Annotated in this window: 13 protein-coding genes; 7 read left to right on the forward strand and 6 right to left on the reverse strand. The window is 72.0% G+C overall.

What is annotated here, in order from left to right:
- The first annotated feature begins 34 nt into the window (after positions 1-34).
- Positions 35-1,348 (forward strand): DNA recombination protein RmuC, encoded by a 1,314-nt coding sequence (locus BN3788_RS09105; protein ID WP_066584839.1) that lies wholly within the window; start codon positions 35-37, stop codon positions 1,346-1,348.
- Between the two features lie 72 nt (positions 1,349-1,420).
- Here BN3788_RS09105 and BN3788_RS09110 read toward each other — a convergent pair whose 3' ends face one another.
- Positions 1,421-2,440: a 4-hydroxy-3-methylbut-2-enyl diphosphate reductase gene (locus tag BN3788_RS09110; protein WP_066584842.1), complete on the reverse strand. Its 1,020-nt coding sequence runs from the start codon at positions 2,438-2,440 to the stop codon at positions 1,421-1,423.
- 291 nt (positions 2,441-2,731) lie between these two features.
- Here BN3788_RS09110 and xseA point away from each other — a divergent pair, with 291 nt between their 5' ends.
- Genes xseA through BN3788_RS09130 form a run of 4 tightly spaced genes read left to right on the forward strand, consistent with a single transcriptional unit; the run spans position 2,732 to position 5,618 of the window.
- The gene (gene xseA / locus BN3788_RS09115; protein ID WP_066586932.1) at positions 2,732-4,015 is read left to right on the forward strand and encodes an exodeoxyribonuclease VII large subunit; all 1,284 of its coding nucleotides are present in this window, start codon (positions 2,732-2,734) and stop codon (positions 4,013-4,015) included.
- Between the two features lie 8 nt (positions 4,016-4,023).
- On the forward strand, positions 4,024-4,290 hold the full coding sequence (locus BN3788_RS09120; protein WP_066584843.1) for an exodeoxyribonuclease VII small subunit: 267 nt from the start codon (positions 4,024-4,026) through the stop codon (positions 4,288-4,290).
- On the forward strand, positions 4,287-5,222 hold the full coding sequence (locus BN3788_RS09125; protein WP_066584850.1) for a carbohydrate kinase family protein: 936 nt from the start codon (positions 4,287-4,289) through the stop codon (positions 5,220-5,222). Before BN3788_RS09120 ends, BN3788_RS09125 begins: the two co-directional genes overlap by 4 nt.
- Before the next feature lie 48 nt (positions 5,223-5,270).
- Positions 5,271-5,618: an iron chaperone gene (locus BN3788_RS09130; protein WP_066584852.1), complete on the forward strand. Its 348-nt coding sequence runs from the start codon at positions 5,271-5,273 to the stop codon at positions 5,616-5,618.
- A 94-nt stretch (positions 5,619-5,712) separates the two neighbouring features.
- Here BN3788_RS09130 and BN3788_RS09135 read toward each other — a convergent pair whose 3' ends face one another.
- The 5 genes from BN3788_RS09135 to BN3788_RS09155 all read right to left on the reverse strand — a co-directional run bounded on the left by BN3788_RS09135 (position 5,713) and on the right by BN3788_RS09155 (position 11,657).
- Positions 5,713-7,146, reverse strand: coding sequence for a glycoside hydrolase family 15 protein (locus BN3788_RS09135; RefSeq protein WP_147525095.1), 1,434 nt, complete (start codon positions 7,144-7,146; stop codon positions 5,713-5,715).
- A 97-nt stretch (positions 7,147-7,243) separates the two neighbouring features.
- The gene (locus tag BN3788_RS09140) at positions 7,244-8,512 is read right to left on the reverse strand and encodes an ABC transporter ATP-binding protein (protein WP_066584857.1); all 1,269 of its coding nucleotides are present in this window, start codon (positions 8,510-8,512) and stop codon (positions 7,244-7,246) included.
- Positions 8,513-8,542: 30 nt separating this feature from the next.
- The gene (locus tag BN3788_RS09145; protein ID WP_066584859.1) at positions 8,543-9,388 is read right to left on the reverse strand and encodes a carbohydrate ABC transporter permease; all 846 of its coding nucleotides are present in this window, start codon (positions 9,386-9,388) and stop codon (positions 8,543-8,545) included.
- Positions 9,389-9,390: 2 nt separating this feature from the next.
- Positions 9,391-10,368 (reverse strand): carbohydrate ABC transporter permease, encoded by a 978-nt coding sequence (locus BN3788_RS09150; protein ID WP_066584861.1) that lies wholly within the window; start codon positions 10,366-10,368, stop codon positions 9,391-9,393.
- Positions 10,365-11,657, reverse strand: a complete 1,293-nt coding sequence (locus BN3788_RS09155) for a sugar ABC transporter substrate-binding protein (RefSeq protein ID WP_066584863.1) — start codon at positions 11,655-11,657, stop codon at positions 10,365-10,367. The genes BN3788_RS09150 and BN3788_RS09155 overlap by 4 nt, the downstream gene beginning before the upstream one ends.
- Positions 11,658-11,798: 141 nt before the next feature.
- Between BN3788_RS09155 and BN3788_RS09160 the strand changes: the two genes are divergently transcribed.
- Positions 11,799-12,455: a carbonic anhydrase gene (locus BN3788_RS09160; protein WP_066584865.1), complete on the forward strand. Its 657-nt coding sequence runs from the start codon at positions 11,799-11,801 to the stop codon at positions 12,453-12,455.
- A gap of 12 nt (positions 12,456-12,467) precedes the next feature.
- Entirely contained in the window at positions 12,468-13,907 is a 1,440-nt protein-coding gene (locus BN3788_RS09165; protein WP_234346579.1) for a class II fumarate hydratase, read from the forward strand.
- The last annotated feature ends 11 nt before the right edge of the window (positions 13,908-13,918 follow it).

Below are 13,918 nucleotides of genomic sequence, written 5' to 3' on the forward strand. Positions count from 1 at the left end.
CCGGCGTGTGGGCGGTCCGTGACACGGTGACGCCATGGACATCCTGGCTGTGGTGGTCGCGCTCGTCGTCGGTGTGCTCGGGGGCGTGCTCGTCGCGAGCCGACGGTCGTCCGCGCAGGTGCAGGCCGCGCAGGTCGAGACGGCCCGCGCGCAGGCGCAGCTCGCAGCCGAGCGGGCCGCGCACGCCGAACGGCTCGCGGGGGTCCGCGAGGACCAGCAGCGGCTCGCGGAGCAGTTCCGCGCCCTCGCGGCCGACGCCCTGTCCAGCAACAACGAGCAGTTCCTGGCCCTCGCGCACCAGCGGCTCTCCGCGAGCCAGCAGTCGCAGGTCGGCGAGCTCGCGCAGCGCGAACAGGCGGTGCGCGCGCTCGTGGAGCCGCTGAGCCGCACCCTCGAGGCGGTGCGCCACGAGCTCACCACCGCGGAGAAGGCCCGGCTCGAGGGGCAGGCCGCGCTGGGCGAGCAGGTGCGGGGCATGCGCGCGTCCTCCGAGCAGCTCCGGGCCGAGACGTCCCAGCTCGTCACGGCGCTGCGCTCGTCGCAGGTGCGCGGCCGGTGGGGCGAGCAGCAGCTCCGGCGGGTGGTGGAGTCCGCGGGGATGCTCGCGAACGTCGACTTCGTCGAGCAGGACCAGGTGCGCACCGACGACGGCCTGCTGCGCCCCGACATGGTGGTCAAGCTCGCCGGTGGGAAGAACGTGGTGGTCGACGCGAAGGTCGCCTTCCTCGGCTTCCTCGAGGCGAGCCAGGCCGCCGACGAGTCGGTGCGGGCCGCGCGCCTCAAGGCCCATGCCCGGCATGTGCGGGCGCATGTCGACGACCTCGCCGGCAAGCGGTACTGGGACCAGTTCGCCCCCGCGCCGGAGTTCGTGGTGATGTTCGTCCCGGCCGAGGCGTTCCTGCACGCGGCCGTCGAGGAGGACCCGACGATCATCGAGCACGCCTTCGAGCGCAACGTCGTCATCGCGACGCCCATGACGCTGCTCGCGATGCTCCGCACCATCGCCTACGCCTGGCGGCAGGACGCCCTCGCGTCCAACGCGCAGCAGGTGCTCACGCTCGGCAAGGAGCTGCACGGCAGGCTCGCGACGATGGGCTCCCACCTGGCGAAGCTCGGCCGGGCCATCGACGCCGCGGCCGGCGCGTACAACCAGACCGTGTCCTCACTCGAGACCCGGGTGCTGGTGAGCGCCCGCAGGTTCGCCGACCTGCAGGTCGTCGACGGCGACCTGGCGACGCCCCCCACGGCGAACCCCCAGCTCAGCGTGGTCAGCGCCCCCGAGCTGCTGGCCTCGGCGAGCGAGCGCTTCGTCGCGTTCGACGACCTCGACAGCGCCGCCGGGCGCTGACCGCAGCCGCCGCCCGAGCCCGCTCAGCGTGGCTGGCGGGCTAGAGCAGCGGCCAGGTCAGCGGCTGACTGCTCAGAGCGGCTGGATGCTCAGGTCGCGACGCGGTCCCCGGCGCGGGGTGCTGACATTGACGCCCATCCGCTTGAGGTCCGAGGCCAGCTCGCGCGGCAGCGAGAACATCAGGTCCTCGGTGGCCGTGCGGACCTCCTCGACCTCGCCGAAGCCGTGCTCGGCCAGCAGGTCCAGCACGTCGCGGACCAGGATCTCCGGCACCGACGCGCCGGAGGTGACGCCGACGGTCGTGGCGCCCTCGAGCCAGGCGGGGTCGATCTCCGACGCGCGGTCCACCCGGTAGGACGAGCGGGCCCCGGCGTCCAGGGCGACCTCGACCAGGCGCACCGAGTTCGACGAGTTCGCCGAGCCGACGGTGATGACCACGTCGCAGTCCGGCGCCAGCTTCTTCACCGCAACCTGACGGTTCTGCGTGGCGTAGCAGATGTCGTCCGACGGCGGGTCCTGCAGCGTCGGGAAGCGCTCACGCAGCCGCCGCACCGTCTCCATGGTCTCGTCCACGGACAGCGTGGTCTGCGAGATCCACACCACCTTGTCGGGGTCGCGCACCACCACGTCGTCGACGTCGGCCGGGGAGTTGACCACCTGGATGTGCTCGGGGGCCTCTCCCTGCGTGCCCTCGACCTCCTCGTGGCCGGTGTGCCCGATCAGCAGGATGTCGTAGTCGTCGGAGGCGAAGCGCACGGCCTCCTTGTGCACCTTCGTCACGAGCGGGCAGGTCGCGTCGATGGTCTGCAGCGAGCGGGCCTCCGCCGCCGCGTGCACCGCCGGGGAGACGCCATGCGCGGAGAACACGACGCGGGCGCCCTCGGGCACCTCGTCCGTCTCGTCCACGAAGATCGCGCCGCGGGACGCGAGGGTCTCCACGACGTACTTGTTGTGCACGATCTCCTTGCGCACATAGATCGGGGCGCCGTAGTGGTCGAGGGCCTTCTCAACGGCGATCACCGCACGGTCGACTCCGGCGCAGTAGCCGCGCGGCGCCGCCAGCAGCACGCGCTTGCGGAGGGGCGAGGGCATCGAGGTGGTCACGCCCGCCAGTCTAGGCAGGCCCCGCGAGCACCCGCCCGCATGTATAAAAAGAGACGGGTAAAAGAGACGGGGATGTGTAAAAGAGACGGGGGGGGGGGGGCGCGGGGGGGCCCCCCCCCCCCCGGCGGGGCGGCCCCCCCCCCCCCCCGCCCCGCCCGGCGCCACCCCGCCACAGACCTGCCACCTGTCCAGCGCATGGCCACCGGCTCCCGGGCATGTCTCCGGCGCATGACAGGCTGGTCGGGTGCAGATCATGAACACGGGACAGGGGTGTGGCGCGTGAGCGCGGGCGAGGGCCAGGCCGGCGGCGGGCTGCCCGCGCGGGCATTGGACACCACGGCGGAGAACCCGTGGCCGGTGCGGCTGCTGTCGTCGAAGATCGCCGACTACGTGGCGCGGATGGCCCCGGTGTGGGTCGAGGGCCAGGTGGTGCAGCTCAACCGGCGCCCCGGCTCGGGCATCGCGTTCCTCACGCTGCGTGACACGGACGCGGACATGTCCCTGCCGGTGTCGATGCCGGCGGGGGTGCTGGCCGCCGCGACGACGTCGGTGCAGGAGGGCGCGCATGTGGTGGTGCATGCCAAGCCGGTGTTCTGGACGAAGCGCGGCACGCTCCAGCTCAACGCGGACGCGGTGCGGGCGATCGGCGTGGGGGAACTGCTGGCCCGGATCGAGCACCTCAAGCGCGTGCTCGCCGCGGAGGGGCTGTTCGACGCGGACCGCAAGGTCGCGCTGCCGTTCTTGCCGCGTGTGGTCGGCCTGGTGTGCGGGCGCGAGTCGAAGGCCGAGCATGACGTGGTGGTCAACGCCCGTGCCCGGTGGCCGCAGGTCGAGTTCGTCATCCGCGAGGTCGCGGTGCAGGGCGTGGGCGCCGTCGCGCAGGTCAGCGCCGCCATCGCCGAGCTCGACGCGCGCCCCGACGTCGAGGTGATCGTGGTGGCCCGTGGCGGTGGCGCCGTGGAGGACCTGCTGCCGTTCAGCAACGAGACGCTGGTCCGCGCCGCGGCGGCCTGCCGCACCCCGCTGGTCAGCGCCATCGGCCATGAGACCGACACGCCACTGCTCGACCTGGTGGCCGACTACCGCGCGTCCACGCCCACCGACGCCGCCAAGCGCATCGTGCCCGATGTGGGCGAGGAGCGGGCCCGGCTGACGCAGGCCCGGGGCCGGATGCGCGCGGCCCTGACGCACCGGGTGGTGCGGGAGCGCGCCGGGCTGGAGTCGTTGCGCTCACGCCCGGTGCTCGCGCAGCCCGGGACGCTCGTCGACATGCGCGAGCACGAGGTGCACCGCGCGCGGGACACCGCCCGGCGTTCGCTGGACCTGCTGCTGAGCCGCGCGGCGGGGCAGACCGAGCGGCTCGCCGCGCAGGTGCGGGCACTGTCTCCCGCGGCGACCCTCGAGCGCGGGTACGCGGTGGTGCAGCGCGGTGATGGCGCAGTGGTCCGCGACCCCGCGGAGGTCGCAGAAGGGGACGCGCTGCGCGTGCGGGTGGCCCTCGGCGAGTTGCGCGCGGCAGTGACGTCGACAGAGGCTCGCGGGACGTCGGCGGCGGCTGGTTGACTGGTCCCGTGCCGAAGACCACTGCCTCCGAGTCCCCTGTCCCCGACGACGCCCTCGCCGCGCTCAGCTACGAGGAGGCGCGCGACGAGCTGATCGCGGTCGTCGCCCGGCTCGAGGCCGGCGGCGCCAGCCTCGAGGAGTCGCTCGTGCTGTGGGAGCGCGGCGAGGCGCTGGCGAACCGCTGCCAGCAGTGGCTGGACGGCGCCCGTGAGCGGCTCTCGGCCGCGCAGGGCCTGGACCGCCCTGCCGACGCCGACGAGGAGGACGCGCGATGAGCCCGGTCCCCGGTCGCGCCCTGGTGGTCGGCGAGGCCCTGGTCGACGTGGTGCGCCGGCCTGACGGCTCGGTGAGCGAGCACGTCGGCGGCAGCCCCGCCAACGTGGCGCTCGGGCTGGCCCGGCTCGGTCGGCATGCGGAGCTGCTCACCTGGACCGGCCCCGACGCGTATGGGGCCCTGGTCAACCGCCACCTCGACGCCTCGGGCGTCCGGGTGCTGCGGGGCGCCGAGTCGGCGATCTCTACCTCGATCGCGACGGCGCTCCTCGACGAGGAGGGCGTCGCGACCTACGACTTCGACCTCGAGTGGAACCTCCCCAGCACGTGGGAGGAGTCGGCGGAGCCGCCACTGGTGCTGCACACCGGCTCGATCGCGGCGGTGCTGGAGCCTGGGGCGCAGAAGGTCGCGCGGCTCGTCGCAGACCGCCGGGCGACGTCGACCATCACCTACGACCCGAACCTGCGCCCCGCCCTGATGGGCTCCCCCGAGCAGGCGCTGCCGGTGGTCGAGGCGCTAGTGCTGCAGTCCGACGTGGTGAAGGTCAGCGACGAGGACCTCGCGTGGCTGCTGCCCGGCATCGCACCGGCGGAGATCGCCGAGGAGTGGACGCGCCGCGGCCCGTCGCTCGTGGTGGTCACCCATGGCGGCAAGGGCGCGTTCGCGTCGACCAACTCGGGGGCCCGGCTGATGGTGGCCGCCCCGACGGTCAAGGTCGCGGACACGGTGGGCGCCGGGGACTCGTTCATGTCCGGCCTCATCGACGGGCTGTGGAGCGCAGGGCTGCTGGGCGCCGAGCGCCGAGACGCGCTGCACGACGTGACCCCGGAGACGGTCGGGGCCATCCTGGAGCGGTGCGCGAGGATCGCGGCGATCACCGTCTCACGGCCCGGCGCCAACCCGCCGACGTCCGCCGAGCTCGACGAGGGCTGAGTTCCGACCGAGGCTGAGTTCGCTCGACGAAAGGGACGGTGCACTGCGATGACCGATGACGTCGAGGCGTACTTCGCCTCCGCCCCCGATCCCCACCGGACCACGCTGCTGGCCATGCGCGCCACCCTGCGCGAGCTGCTTCCCGACGCTGTCGAGACGATCGCGTACGGCGTGCCGACGTTCAAAGTCGGGGGCAAGGGCGTGGCGGGGATCGGCTTCACCGCGGGGCACTGCCAGTACTTGCCGATGAGCGGCGACGTGACCACCACGCTGGCGGACCAGTTGACCGGGTACGCCACGTCGAAGGGCGCCGTGCGGGTGCCGCCGGACGCGCCGCTCCCGCGCGAGATCCTCGCCGCGCTCGTCGAGGCCCGGCTCGCGGAGATCGCGGCGTAGCGCGCCTCACCGAGCCCGCGTCACCACGGGCGGCAGCGGTCGCCCCGCGGCGCCGATCCGGTCCCCGCGCGCAGTGTGCCGCGCTCGGCGCCACTCAGCGCGTGGCGACCTCGACCTGGCGCTCGTCAAGCTCGACGAGGGCCAGCAGGACGAGCGCCGAGGTCCAAGACAACGGCGCCACCGCGGCCGGGCGGCCGTCCCACAGCACCTTCTCCGGGAGCGACCCCGCCTCGGTGCGGTGCTCGTCCAGCCAGGTCAGCCACACAGCCGCCCGCTCGTCGTCACCTGACCCGGCGGCGGCGAGCGCGAACAGCGCCGTCTGCGGCGTCCACGAGATGCCGTCGGAGCGCCACCCCTCCCCCGGCGCCAACCCGCCGGCAGGCCGGAGCATGCCCACCGACGCCCGCTCCCAGGCGTCGACCACCGCGTCGTCGGCGGGGGCGAACGGCGGCATGAGGAACGCGACGGCCGCGTCGAGCAGCACGCCGCCTGCGTGCCGCGGGTACCCGTGCGCCGCGAAGTCCCGTTGGACGGCGCCGTCCAGCAGCACTTCGAGCAGCGCGCCGCGGCGGGCCAGGTCGGCGGCCCACAGCCGGTCGGCGCCCTGGGGCAGGTCCCCGGCGAGCTCCTGCACGGAGCGCACCCCCAGCAGCAGCGCGCTGATCGACCCGAGCGTGACCCGGGTCTCCTTGACCTCCCAGTAGTCGGGGCTCACCGCGGGCGACCCGGTCACGGGGTCGGTGACTGCGGCGATCGCGTCGACCGCGCGGGTGAGGGCGGGTCGCAACTCGGCGAGCACCGCGGCGGAGTCCGTGTCCGCGGTGACATCGGTGTCGGCGTGCCGCAGCCACTCGGCGGCGGCCCAGAGGAACCAGCCGTCGCAGTCGAGCTGGATGCCGCGATCGTCCGGCGGCAGCCCGCTGTCCCCGGGCAGGTAGCGGGCCTGGAATGTGCCGTCCTCGGACTGCAGGGCGGCGAGGCGCAGCAGGATGCGGGCGGCGTCGTCCGCGTGGCCGGTGCGGCTGAGCGCCACGGCGGCGAAGCTCGCGTCGCGGGGCCAGGTGTACCGCCAGGCGCCGTTCGGGGCGGCGAGCAGCGCGCCGTCCTCGAGCAGCAGGGTGTCGAGGTCCAGCAGCGCCTGCCGGGCCATGTCCTCGTACGCCTCGGGCCCGGGCACCACGCCCGCCGCGAGCCATCGGCGCTGGTCGTCCGCGAGCGCCACCGACGCCTCGTGCTCGGCGTCGCCCTCCTGGGTGAGCTGGACGTTGGTGCCCTCGAAGCGCTCGAGCACGTCGTCCGCCCGCACGGTGACCACGCCGGCGGGGGTGAGCACCGCCGTCTGGGACGTCAGGGAGCGCTCGGCGAAGCGCGTGCGCTCGTTGGGGGTTGGAGAGCCCGCGACCACGAGGATCAGCGCCAGCCCGCTGGCGGCCAGCAGGTGCCGTGTGGTCCGGCGCGCGGACGCACGGCGATGCGTGTCACCACCCGGTTCCACCGGTGATGTCGACGCGCCCCATCGCCCGACCATGCGCGCACTCTACCTGCGCGGACGTCGGCCTCCCGCGGGCCGGAGGTCCTCCCGGTGAGGCATCAGGGGCCTCCCTCGAACGCGAGTCCCACGCCCGTCAGCCGGGGGTGGTGCCCGCGGCGGAGAGCCGGGCCGCCGCACGCTCCAGCGCCGCCTTGCGGTCCTGCTCGTTCTGCTCGTCCAGGGCCTGCACCGCGGCCTCGTTGTACGTGAGGTTCTCCCACGTCTCGGGGTCGAAGACGAGCATCCGGGCCGGGTCGAACCACAACGGGTGCGACTCGCCGTCACGGACCCGCGACTCCGAGCTGAGCGCCGCGACGAGCTGGGTGCGCATGCTCTCCCCGTCGAGGTCGCGGTCGAGCTCGTCGAGCTTGGCGGCGACGTCGGGATGGGTCTCGAACGGGATGTAGGCGTACAGCTCGGAGCCCAGCCATTCGATGACGTCCACGACCGCGTCGAAGGTCACCCCCGCGTCGCGCTTGTGCTCCTCGAGCAGCGCGGCGTCGACGAAGTGGTCGGGGCGGATGCCGACGATCACGAGGCGCCGGTCAGCGAGCCGCTCGCGCAGCTCGGGGGTCAGGGGCACGTCCGCGATGGGCAGCCGCAGCACGTCGCCCTCCACCTCGCCGGGCAGGAAGTTCATCGGCGGAGACCCGATGAAGCCGGCGACGAACAGGTTGACGGGCTGCTCGTACAGGCCGCGCGGGCTGGCGATCTGCTGCAGCTCGCCCTTGCGGAGCACCGCCACCCGGTCGCCCAGGGTCATGGCCTCCGTCTGGTCGTGGGTGACGTAGACCGTGGTGATGCCGAGTGAGCGTTGCAGCCGGGAGATCTCGGTGCGCATCTGCCCGCGCAGCTTCGCGTCGAGGTTCGACAGCGGCTCGTCGAACAGGAACGCGCGGGCGTCGCGCACGATCGCGCGGCCCATCGCCACGCGCTGCCGCTGCCCGCCGGACAGGTTCGCCGGCTTGCGGTCCAGGTGGTCCTGCAGCTCGAGGGTCTCGGCGGCGAACCGCACCTTCTCCCGGATCTGCTCCTCGGTGAACTGACCGCGCTCGAGCCGCAGCGGGAACGCGATGTTCTCGAAGACCGTCAGGTGCGGGTAGAGCGCGTAGTTCTGGAAGACCATCGCCAGGCGGCGCTTGCGCGGCGCCTCCTCGTTGACGCGCTCGCCGTCGATGAGCAGGTCCCCCGAGGTGATGTCCTCGAGGCCCACGATCATCCGCAACAGCGTCGACTTCCCGCAGCCGGACGGCCCGACGAGGATGACGAACTCGCCCTCGGCGATGTCCAGGCTCACGCCCTTCACGGCGAGGTAGCCGTCGCCGTACACCTTGACGATGTCCTTGAGGGTGATGGAGGCCATGTGCTTCTCCTCGAGAGGGGTGGGGCGGCGTCAGCCCTTGACGGCGCCCTGGGTGAGGCCGGCGACGATCTGCCGCTGGAACAGCAGGACGAGGATGACGACGGGGATGGTGACGACCACCGCCGCGGCGGAGATCGCGCCGGTCGGCTCCTCGAACTGCGAGGCGCCGGTGAAGAACGCGAGCGCCGCCGGCACGGGCCGGGCCCGGTCGGTGGACGTCAGGGAGATGCCGTAGACGAAGTCGTTCCACGCGATGAAGAACGCGATCAGCGCCGTGGTGAAGACGCCCGGCGCGGCCAGCGGGACGATCGCCTTGCGGAACGCCTGCCAGCTCGTGGCGCCGTCCACCTGCGCCGCCTGCTCCAGCTCCCAGGGGATCTGCCGGAAGAACGCCGCGAGCGTCCAGATGGAGATCGGCAGTGTCAGCGACAGGTACGGGATGATCAGGCCGAGCCACGTGTCGTAGAGGCCGATGTTGCGCCACAGGTTGAACAGCGGCGTGACGATCGAGATGGCCGGGAAGATCGACACCCCGAGCGCGGCGGTGAGGATGAGCCGCTTGCCGGGGAAGTCGAGGCGGCCGATGGCGTACGCGGCGAGCGTGGCCAGCACCACGGCGATGGCCGTGGCGATCAGCGAGATGCCGATGGAGTTGCGCAGCGCCGACAGGAACAGCGTCTTCGCGTCGCCCACGAGGATCTGCTCGTAGTTGCTGGTGGTCCAGGTCTTGGGCCAGAACAGCCCGAGGTTGAGCTGGCTGGGCAGCTTGAACGACGTCGCGAAGATCGACACCACCGGGAACAGCGCCCACAGCAGCACCAGCACCGTGATCACGGCCCACCAGAAGCGTTGCCGGCCCGTCAGCGTCCCGGTCATCGCTACTCCCCTCTCGCGCTGGCGAGGTCGACCTTGAAGAGCTTGATCGCGATCCAGCAGATGAGGATCACGCACAGGAACAGCAGCACCGAGATCGCGGAGCCGAGCCCGATCTCCAGGCGGCCGATCGACGTCTTGTAGGCCAGCAGGGACAGCACGGTGGTGCCGTTGGCGCCGTTGGTCATGATGAACACGTTGTCGAAGATGCGGAACGCGTCCAGGGCCCGGAACAGGACGGCCACCATGATCGCGGCCTTCATGTTGGGGATGATCACGCGCTGGAACCGCTGCCAGGCCGTGGCGCCGTCGACCTCGGCCGCCTCCTCCAGGTCGGTGGGCACCTGCGCCAACCCCGAGAGCAGCAGCAGCGAGATGAACGGCGTCGTCTTCCAGATCTCGGAGGCGATGATCACGAACAGGCTGGTGCCGGTCTGCGCGAACCAGTTGAGGTCGGGCGAGATCCCCGGCACCCAGTCGAACCAGTGGTTCACGTACCCGGAGTTGATGTCGAACGCGTAGAACCACGCGAAGGCCGAGACGACGGTGATGATCCCGTACGGCACGAGGATCGCGGTGCGCAGCAGCCCGCGCAGGCGGCGGATCGCGCGGTGCATCACGAGCGCCAGCGCAAATCCGAGGATGAGCTCCACGATCACCGTGACCACGGTGATGAACAGCGTCACACCCACTGACTGCCAGAACAGCCCGTCCCGCAGGATGACCCAGTAGTTCTCGAACCAGATGAACGCCTTGTCGTCGGGCGTCGTCAGCCGGTACCGGAACAGCGAGTCGTAGAAGGCCTGCAGGATCGGGTAGAGGGTGACGGCCAGCATGATGACGAACGCCGGCCCGGCCAGGTACCACCCGAGCCGTGCCTCCGCCCGGGTGCGGTCGCTGTGGGCGGCCTTGGCCTGTCGCTCCGCGTCGGTGGCGCCGGGGTCCCGGTGCCTGCCGCGCTCACGTGTCGCATCGGTGCTCACAGGAGTCGCTCCCCTCGCAGCACGGCCGTGATGAAGTCTGTCGACCGCTGCGGCGTCGAGTCGGGGTCGACTGACGACGGCGGGTGCCAGGTCTCCTGCAGGCCGATGGAGACGTCGTTGTAGTACGGCGTCTGGGGCCGTGGGACGGCCAGCTCGAGCGAGTCGCGAATGACGGGCGCCATCGGGTAGGCCTCGAGCACCGCGGCGTCGCTGTAGGCGGCGGTGTTCGACGCCGGGTTGCCGTTGGTGGAGAAGTAGTACGCCTGGTGCTCAGGCGTCACGATGCACTCGGCGGCCTCGTACGCCAGGTCGGTGTGCTTGCTGAACGCCCCGACCCCGAGGTTGATGCCGCCGTAGGGCGTGCCCGGCGGGGCGCCGGCATCGACGCGCGGGTACAGGGCCCAGCCGATGTCGTCGAGCAGGGCCTGGGTGAGCGTGCCGTCCTCGACGCCCGCCTTCGTGGCCGACCAGACGAACGGCCAGTTCACCATGAACGAGCCTTTGTCCCCCTGGAACACCGACAGCCCAGCGTTCTCGTCCTCGGTGGGCAGGCCCGGGCCGCCGAGGCCCTCCTTGCCGATGGTGCCGATGATGCGCGCGGCCTCCCGGCCGGCGTCGCTCTCCAGGCCGAGCTCGATGTGCTCGGCGTCGGCGGTGGGGTTCACCACGATCTCGCCGCCCGCGGAGGCGACGAGCGCGTTGATCCACACCGTCAACGACTCCGCCTTGGCGCCCTGCACGGCCAGGTACACGTCCTGCGTGCGCACCGCGTCGATGATCTGGTCCCAGGTCACCGGCTGGGTCATGTCGAGCCCAGCCGCCGCGGCCACCGACTTCCGATACCAGAGCAGCTGGGTGTTCGCCCAGAACGGCACGGTGACGAGCTCGTCCTTCCAGGTCGCCCCGGCCAGGGCGCCGGCCACGACGTCCTGGGTCACCCGCTCCTTGACGTCGTCGGGCACGGGCGCCAGGAAGCCCGGCTCGGCCAGCTCGGGGATGAACGGCGGGTCCAGGCTCATCAGGTCGATTGAGGAGTCCTTCGCCGCGAGGCGCCGCGCGAGCTGCTCGCGCTGCGAGCTGGCGTCACGGGGAAGCACCGACGTCTCGATCGAGTACGCCCCGCCTGCTGCCTCGGTGCACTCCTGGGCGATCTGCGCCTGCCCGCCGTCGTCCGGGTTGATGTACCACGTGAGCGTCGGCGCGCTGGACCCGGAGTCCCCGCATGCCGCAAGCCCTCCGACGACCGCGATCGCGACCGCCGTGCTGACCAGCCTCGTTCGTCGTCGCACGCTGCCCCCCAGCTGCTGCGCGGTACTGACCTCAAGGACTACACCCCGGTTTGTCCCTTTGCCACTCGGGCGAGTGGACCGTCATCGACCACATTGCGGTCGCGATCCGGGACCTTGGGCCCGTCCTGTCACGATGACCCCATGTCTCGACCCGCCACCCCAGCCCAGGCATGGTCCGCGCTGCTCACCGGCAACGAGCGGTTCGTGCGCGACGAGATGGCCCACCCGTCCCAGGGCATCGACAGACGCGCGGAGCTGAGCTCCGCACAGGCGCCCTTCGCCGTGATCTTCGGCTGCTCTGACAGCCGTGTCGCCGCCGAGATCATCTTCGACCAGGGGCTCGGCGACGTGTTCGTGGTGCGCACCGCCGGCCACGTGCTCGACACCACGGTGATCGGGTCCATCGAGTACGGCGTCGACATCCTGGGCGCCTCGCTCGTGGTGGTCCTCGGGCACGACAGCTGCGGCGCAGTGGCCGCCGCCACCGCGGCGCTGACCACCGGTGTCGTGCCGAACGGCTTCGTGCGCGCCATCGTCGACCGCGTCATCCCCTCCATCGTGTCGCTGACGGGCGCGGCGGACGGCCCCGGGCTGGCCACCGTCTCCGCCGAGCAACTGGGGCATGAGCACGTGCGCCACACGGTGCAGATGCTGGAGAGCTACTCGCGCTCGCTCGCGGACGCTGTGGCCGAGGGCCGGTGCGCGATCGTGGGCGTCGAGTACACCCTCGCGGACGGCCGCGTGCACCTGTCGGAGAAGATCGGCGACCTGGCGGGGGACGTCGCGCCAGGCCAGTGAGAAGATGCGCCCATGAGTGAGCACGCCAATGACGCCGCCGCCCCCATGACCGCCTCTCACGGAGGATTCCGCATCGAGCACGACACGATGGGCGAGGTCCTCGTCCCCGCCGACGCGCTGTACCGCGCCCAGACCCAACGGGCTGTCGAGAACTTCCCGATCTCGGGAACGCGCCTCGAGCGCAGCCACATCGAGGCCCTGGCCAGGATCAAGAAGGCCGCCGCCCTCGCGAACGCCGAGCTGGGGGTGCTGGACGCCGACATCGCCGCAGCCGTCGCCGCAGCCGCCGACGAGGTCGCCTCGGGCGCCCATGACGCGCACTTCCCCATCGACGTGTTCCAAACGGGCTCGGGCACGTCCTCCAACATGAACACCAACGAGGTGCTGGCCACGCTGGCCTCGGCCCGCCTCGGCCGGCCAGTGCACCCGAACGACCACGTCAACGCCTCGCAGTCCTCGAACGACGTCTTCCCCACCTCCGTGCACGTGGCCGCCACCGCCGGCGTCGTCCGCGACCTGGTCCCCGCCCTGGAGCACCTGGCCGGGGCGCTCGAGGCGAAGGCCGAGCAGTTCGCCACCGTCGTGAAGTCGGGTCGCACGCACCTGATGGACGCGACGCCGGTGACCCTCGGGCAGGAGTTCGGCGGCTACGCCGCGGCGATCCGCTACGGCGTGGAGCGCCTCCAGGCGACCCTGCCCCGCGTCGCGGAGGTGCCGCTCGGCGGGACGGCCGTCGGCACCGGCATCAACACCTCGGCGGGGTTCCCGCAGCGGGTGATCGCGCTGCTGCGCGAGGACACCGGGCTGCCGCTGACCGAGGCGCGCGACCACTTCGAGGCGCAGAGCGCCCGCGACGGGCTGGTCGAGCTGTCCGGGGCGCTGCGCACCCTCGCGGTGAGCCTGACGAAGATCTGCAACGACCTGCGCTGGATGGGCTCAGGCCCCAACACGGGCCTCGGGGAGATCTTCATCCCCGACCTGCAGCCCGGCTCGTCGATCATGCCCGGCAAGGTCAACCCGGTGATCCCCGAGGCGGTGCTCATGGTGGCCGCGCGCGTCATCGGCAACGACGCGACAGTCGCCTGGGCTGGCGCCAGCGGGTCGTTCGAGCTCAACGTCCAAATCCCCGTGATCGCGCTGGGCGTGCTGGAGTCGATCCGGCTGCTCGCGAACGCCTCGACGCTCCTCGCCGACAAGACGGTGTCCGGCATCGAGGCGAACGTGGAGCGGGCCCGGGCGCTCGCGGAGTCCTCCCCGTCGATCGTCACGCCGCTGAACCGGGTGATCGGCTACGAGGCCGCCGCGAAGATCGCCAAGCACTCGGTCAAGCACGGCATGACCGTGCGTGAGGCCGTGGTGGACCTGGGCTACGTGGAGCGGGGCGAGGTCACCGAGGAACAGCTCGACGCGGCGCTCGACGTGCTCGCGATGACCCGTCCGCCGCACATCTAGCCCACCTGCCG

This window comes from Cellulomonas timonensis (assembly GCF_900046455.1).
GTDB lineage: Bacteria > Actinomycetota > Actinomycetes > Actinomycetales > Cellulomonadaceae > Cellulomonas_A > Cellulomonas_A timonensis.

What these genes read in the sequence shown, in the direction of transcription:
- BN3788_RS09130 (WP_066584852.1), top strand. Translation starts at nt 5,271, where the DNA reads ATGACCGATGACGTCGAGGCGTACTTCGCCTCCGCCCCCGATCCCCAC.
- BN3788_RS09125 (WP_066584850.1), top strand. Translation starts at nt 4,287, where the DNA reads ATGAGCCCGGTCCCCGGTCGCGCCCTGGTGGTCGGCGAGGCCCTGGTC.
- BN3788_RS09135 (WP_147525095.1), bottom strand. Translation starts at nt 7,146, where the DNA reads ATGGTCGGGCGATGGGGCGCGTCGACATCACCGGTGGAACCGGGTGGT.
- BN3788_RS09105 (WP_066584839.1), top strand. Translation starts at nt 35, where the DNA reads ATGGACATCCTGGCTGTGGTGGTCGCGCTCGTCGTCGGTGTGCTCGGG.
- BN3788_RS09140 (WP_066584857.1), bottom strand. Translation starts at nt 8,512, where the DNA reads ATGGCCTCCATCACCCTCAAGGACATCGTCAAGGTGTACGGCGACGGC.
- BN3788_RS09165 (WP_234346579.1), top strand. Translation starts at nt 12,468, where the DNA reads ATGAGTGAGCACGCCAATGACGCCGCCGCCCCCATGACCGCCTCTCAC.
- BN3788_RS09110 (WP_066584842.1), bottom strand. Translation starts at nt 2,440, where the DNA reads ATGCCCTCGCCCCTCCGCAAGCGCGTGCTGCTGGCGGCGCCGCGCGGC.
- BN3788_RS09145 (WP_066584859.1), bottom strand. Translation starts at nt 9,388, where the DNA reads ATGACCGGGACGCTGACGGGCCGGCAACGCTTCTGGTGGGCCGTGATC.
- BN3788_RS09160 (WP_066584865.1), top strand. Translation starts at nt 11,799, where the DNA reads ATGTCTCGACCCGCCACCCCAGCCCAGGCATGGTCCGCGCTGCTCACC.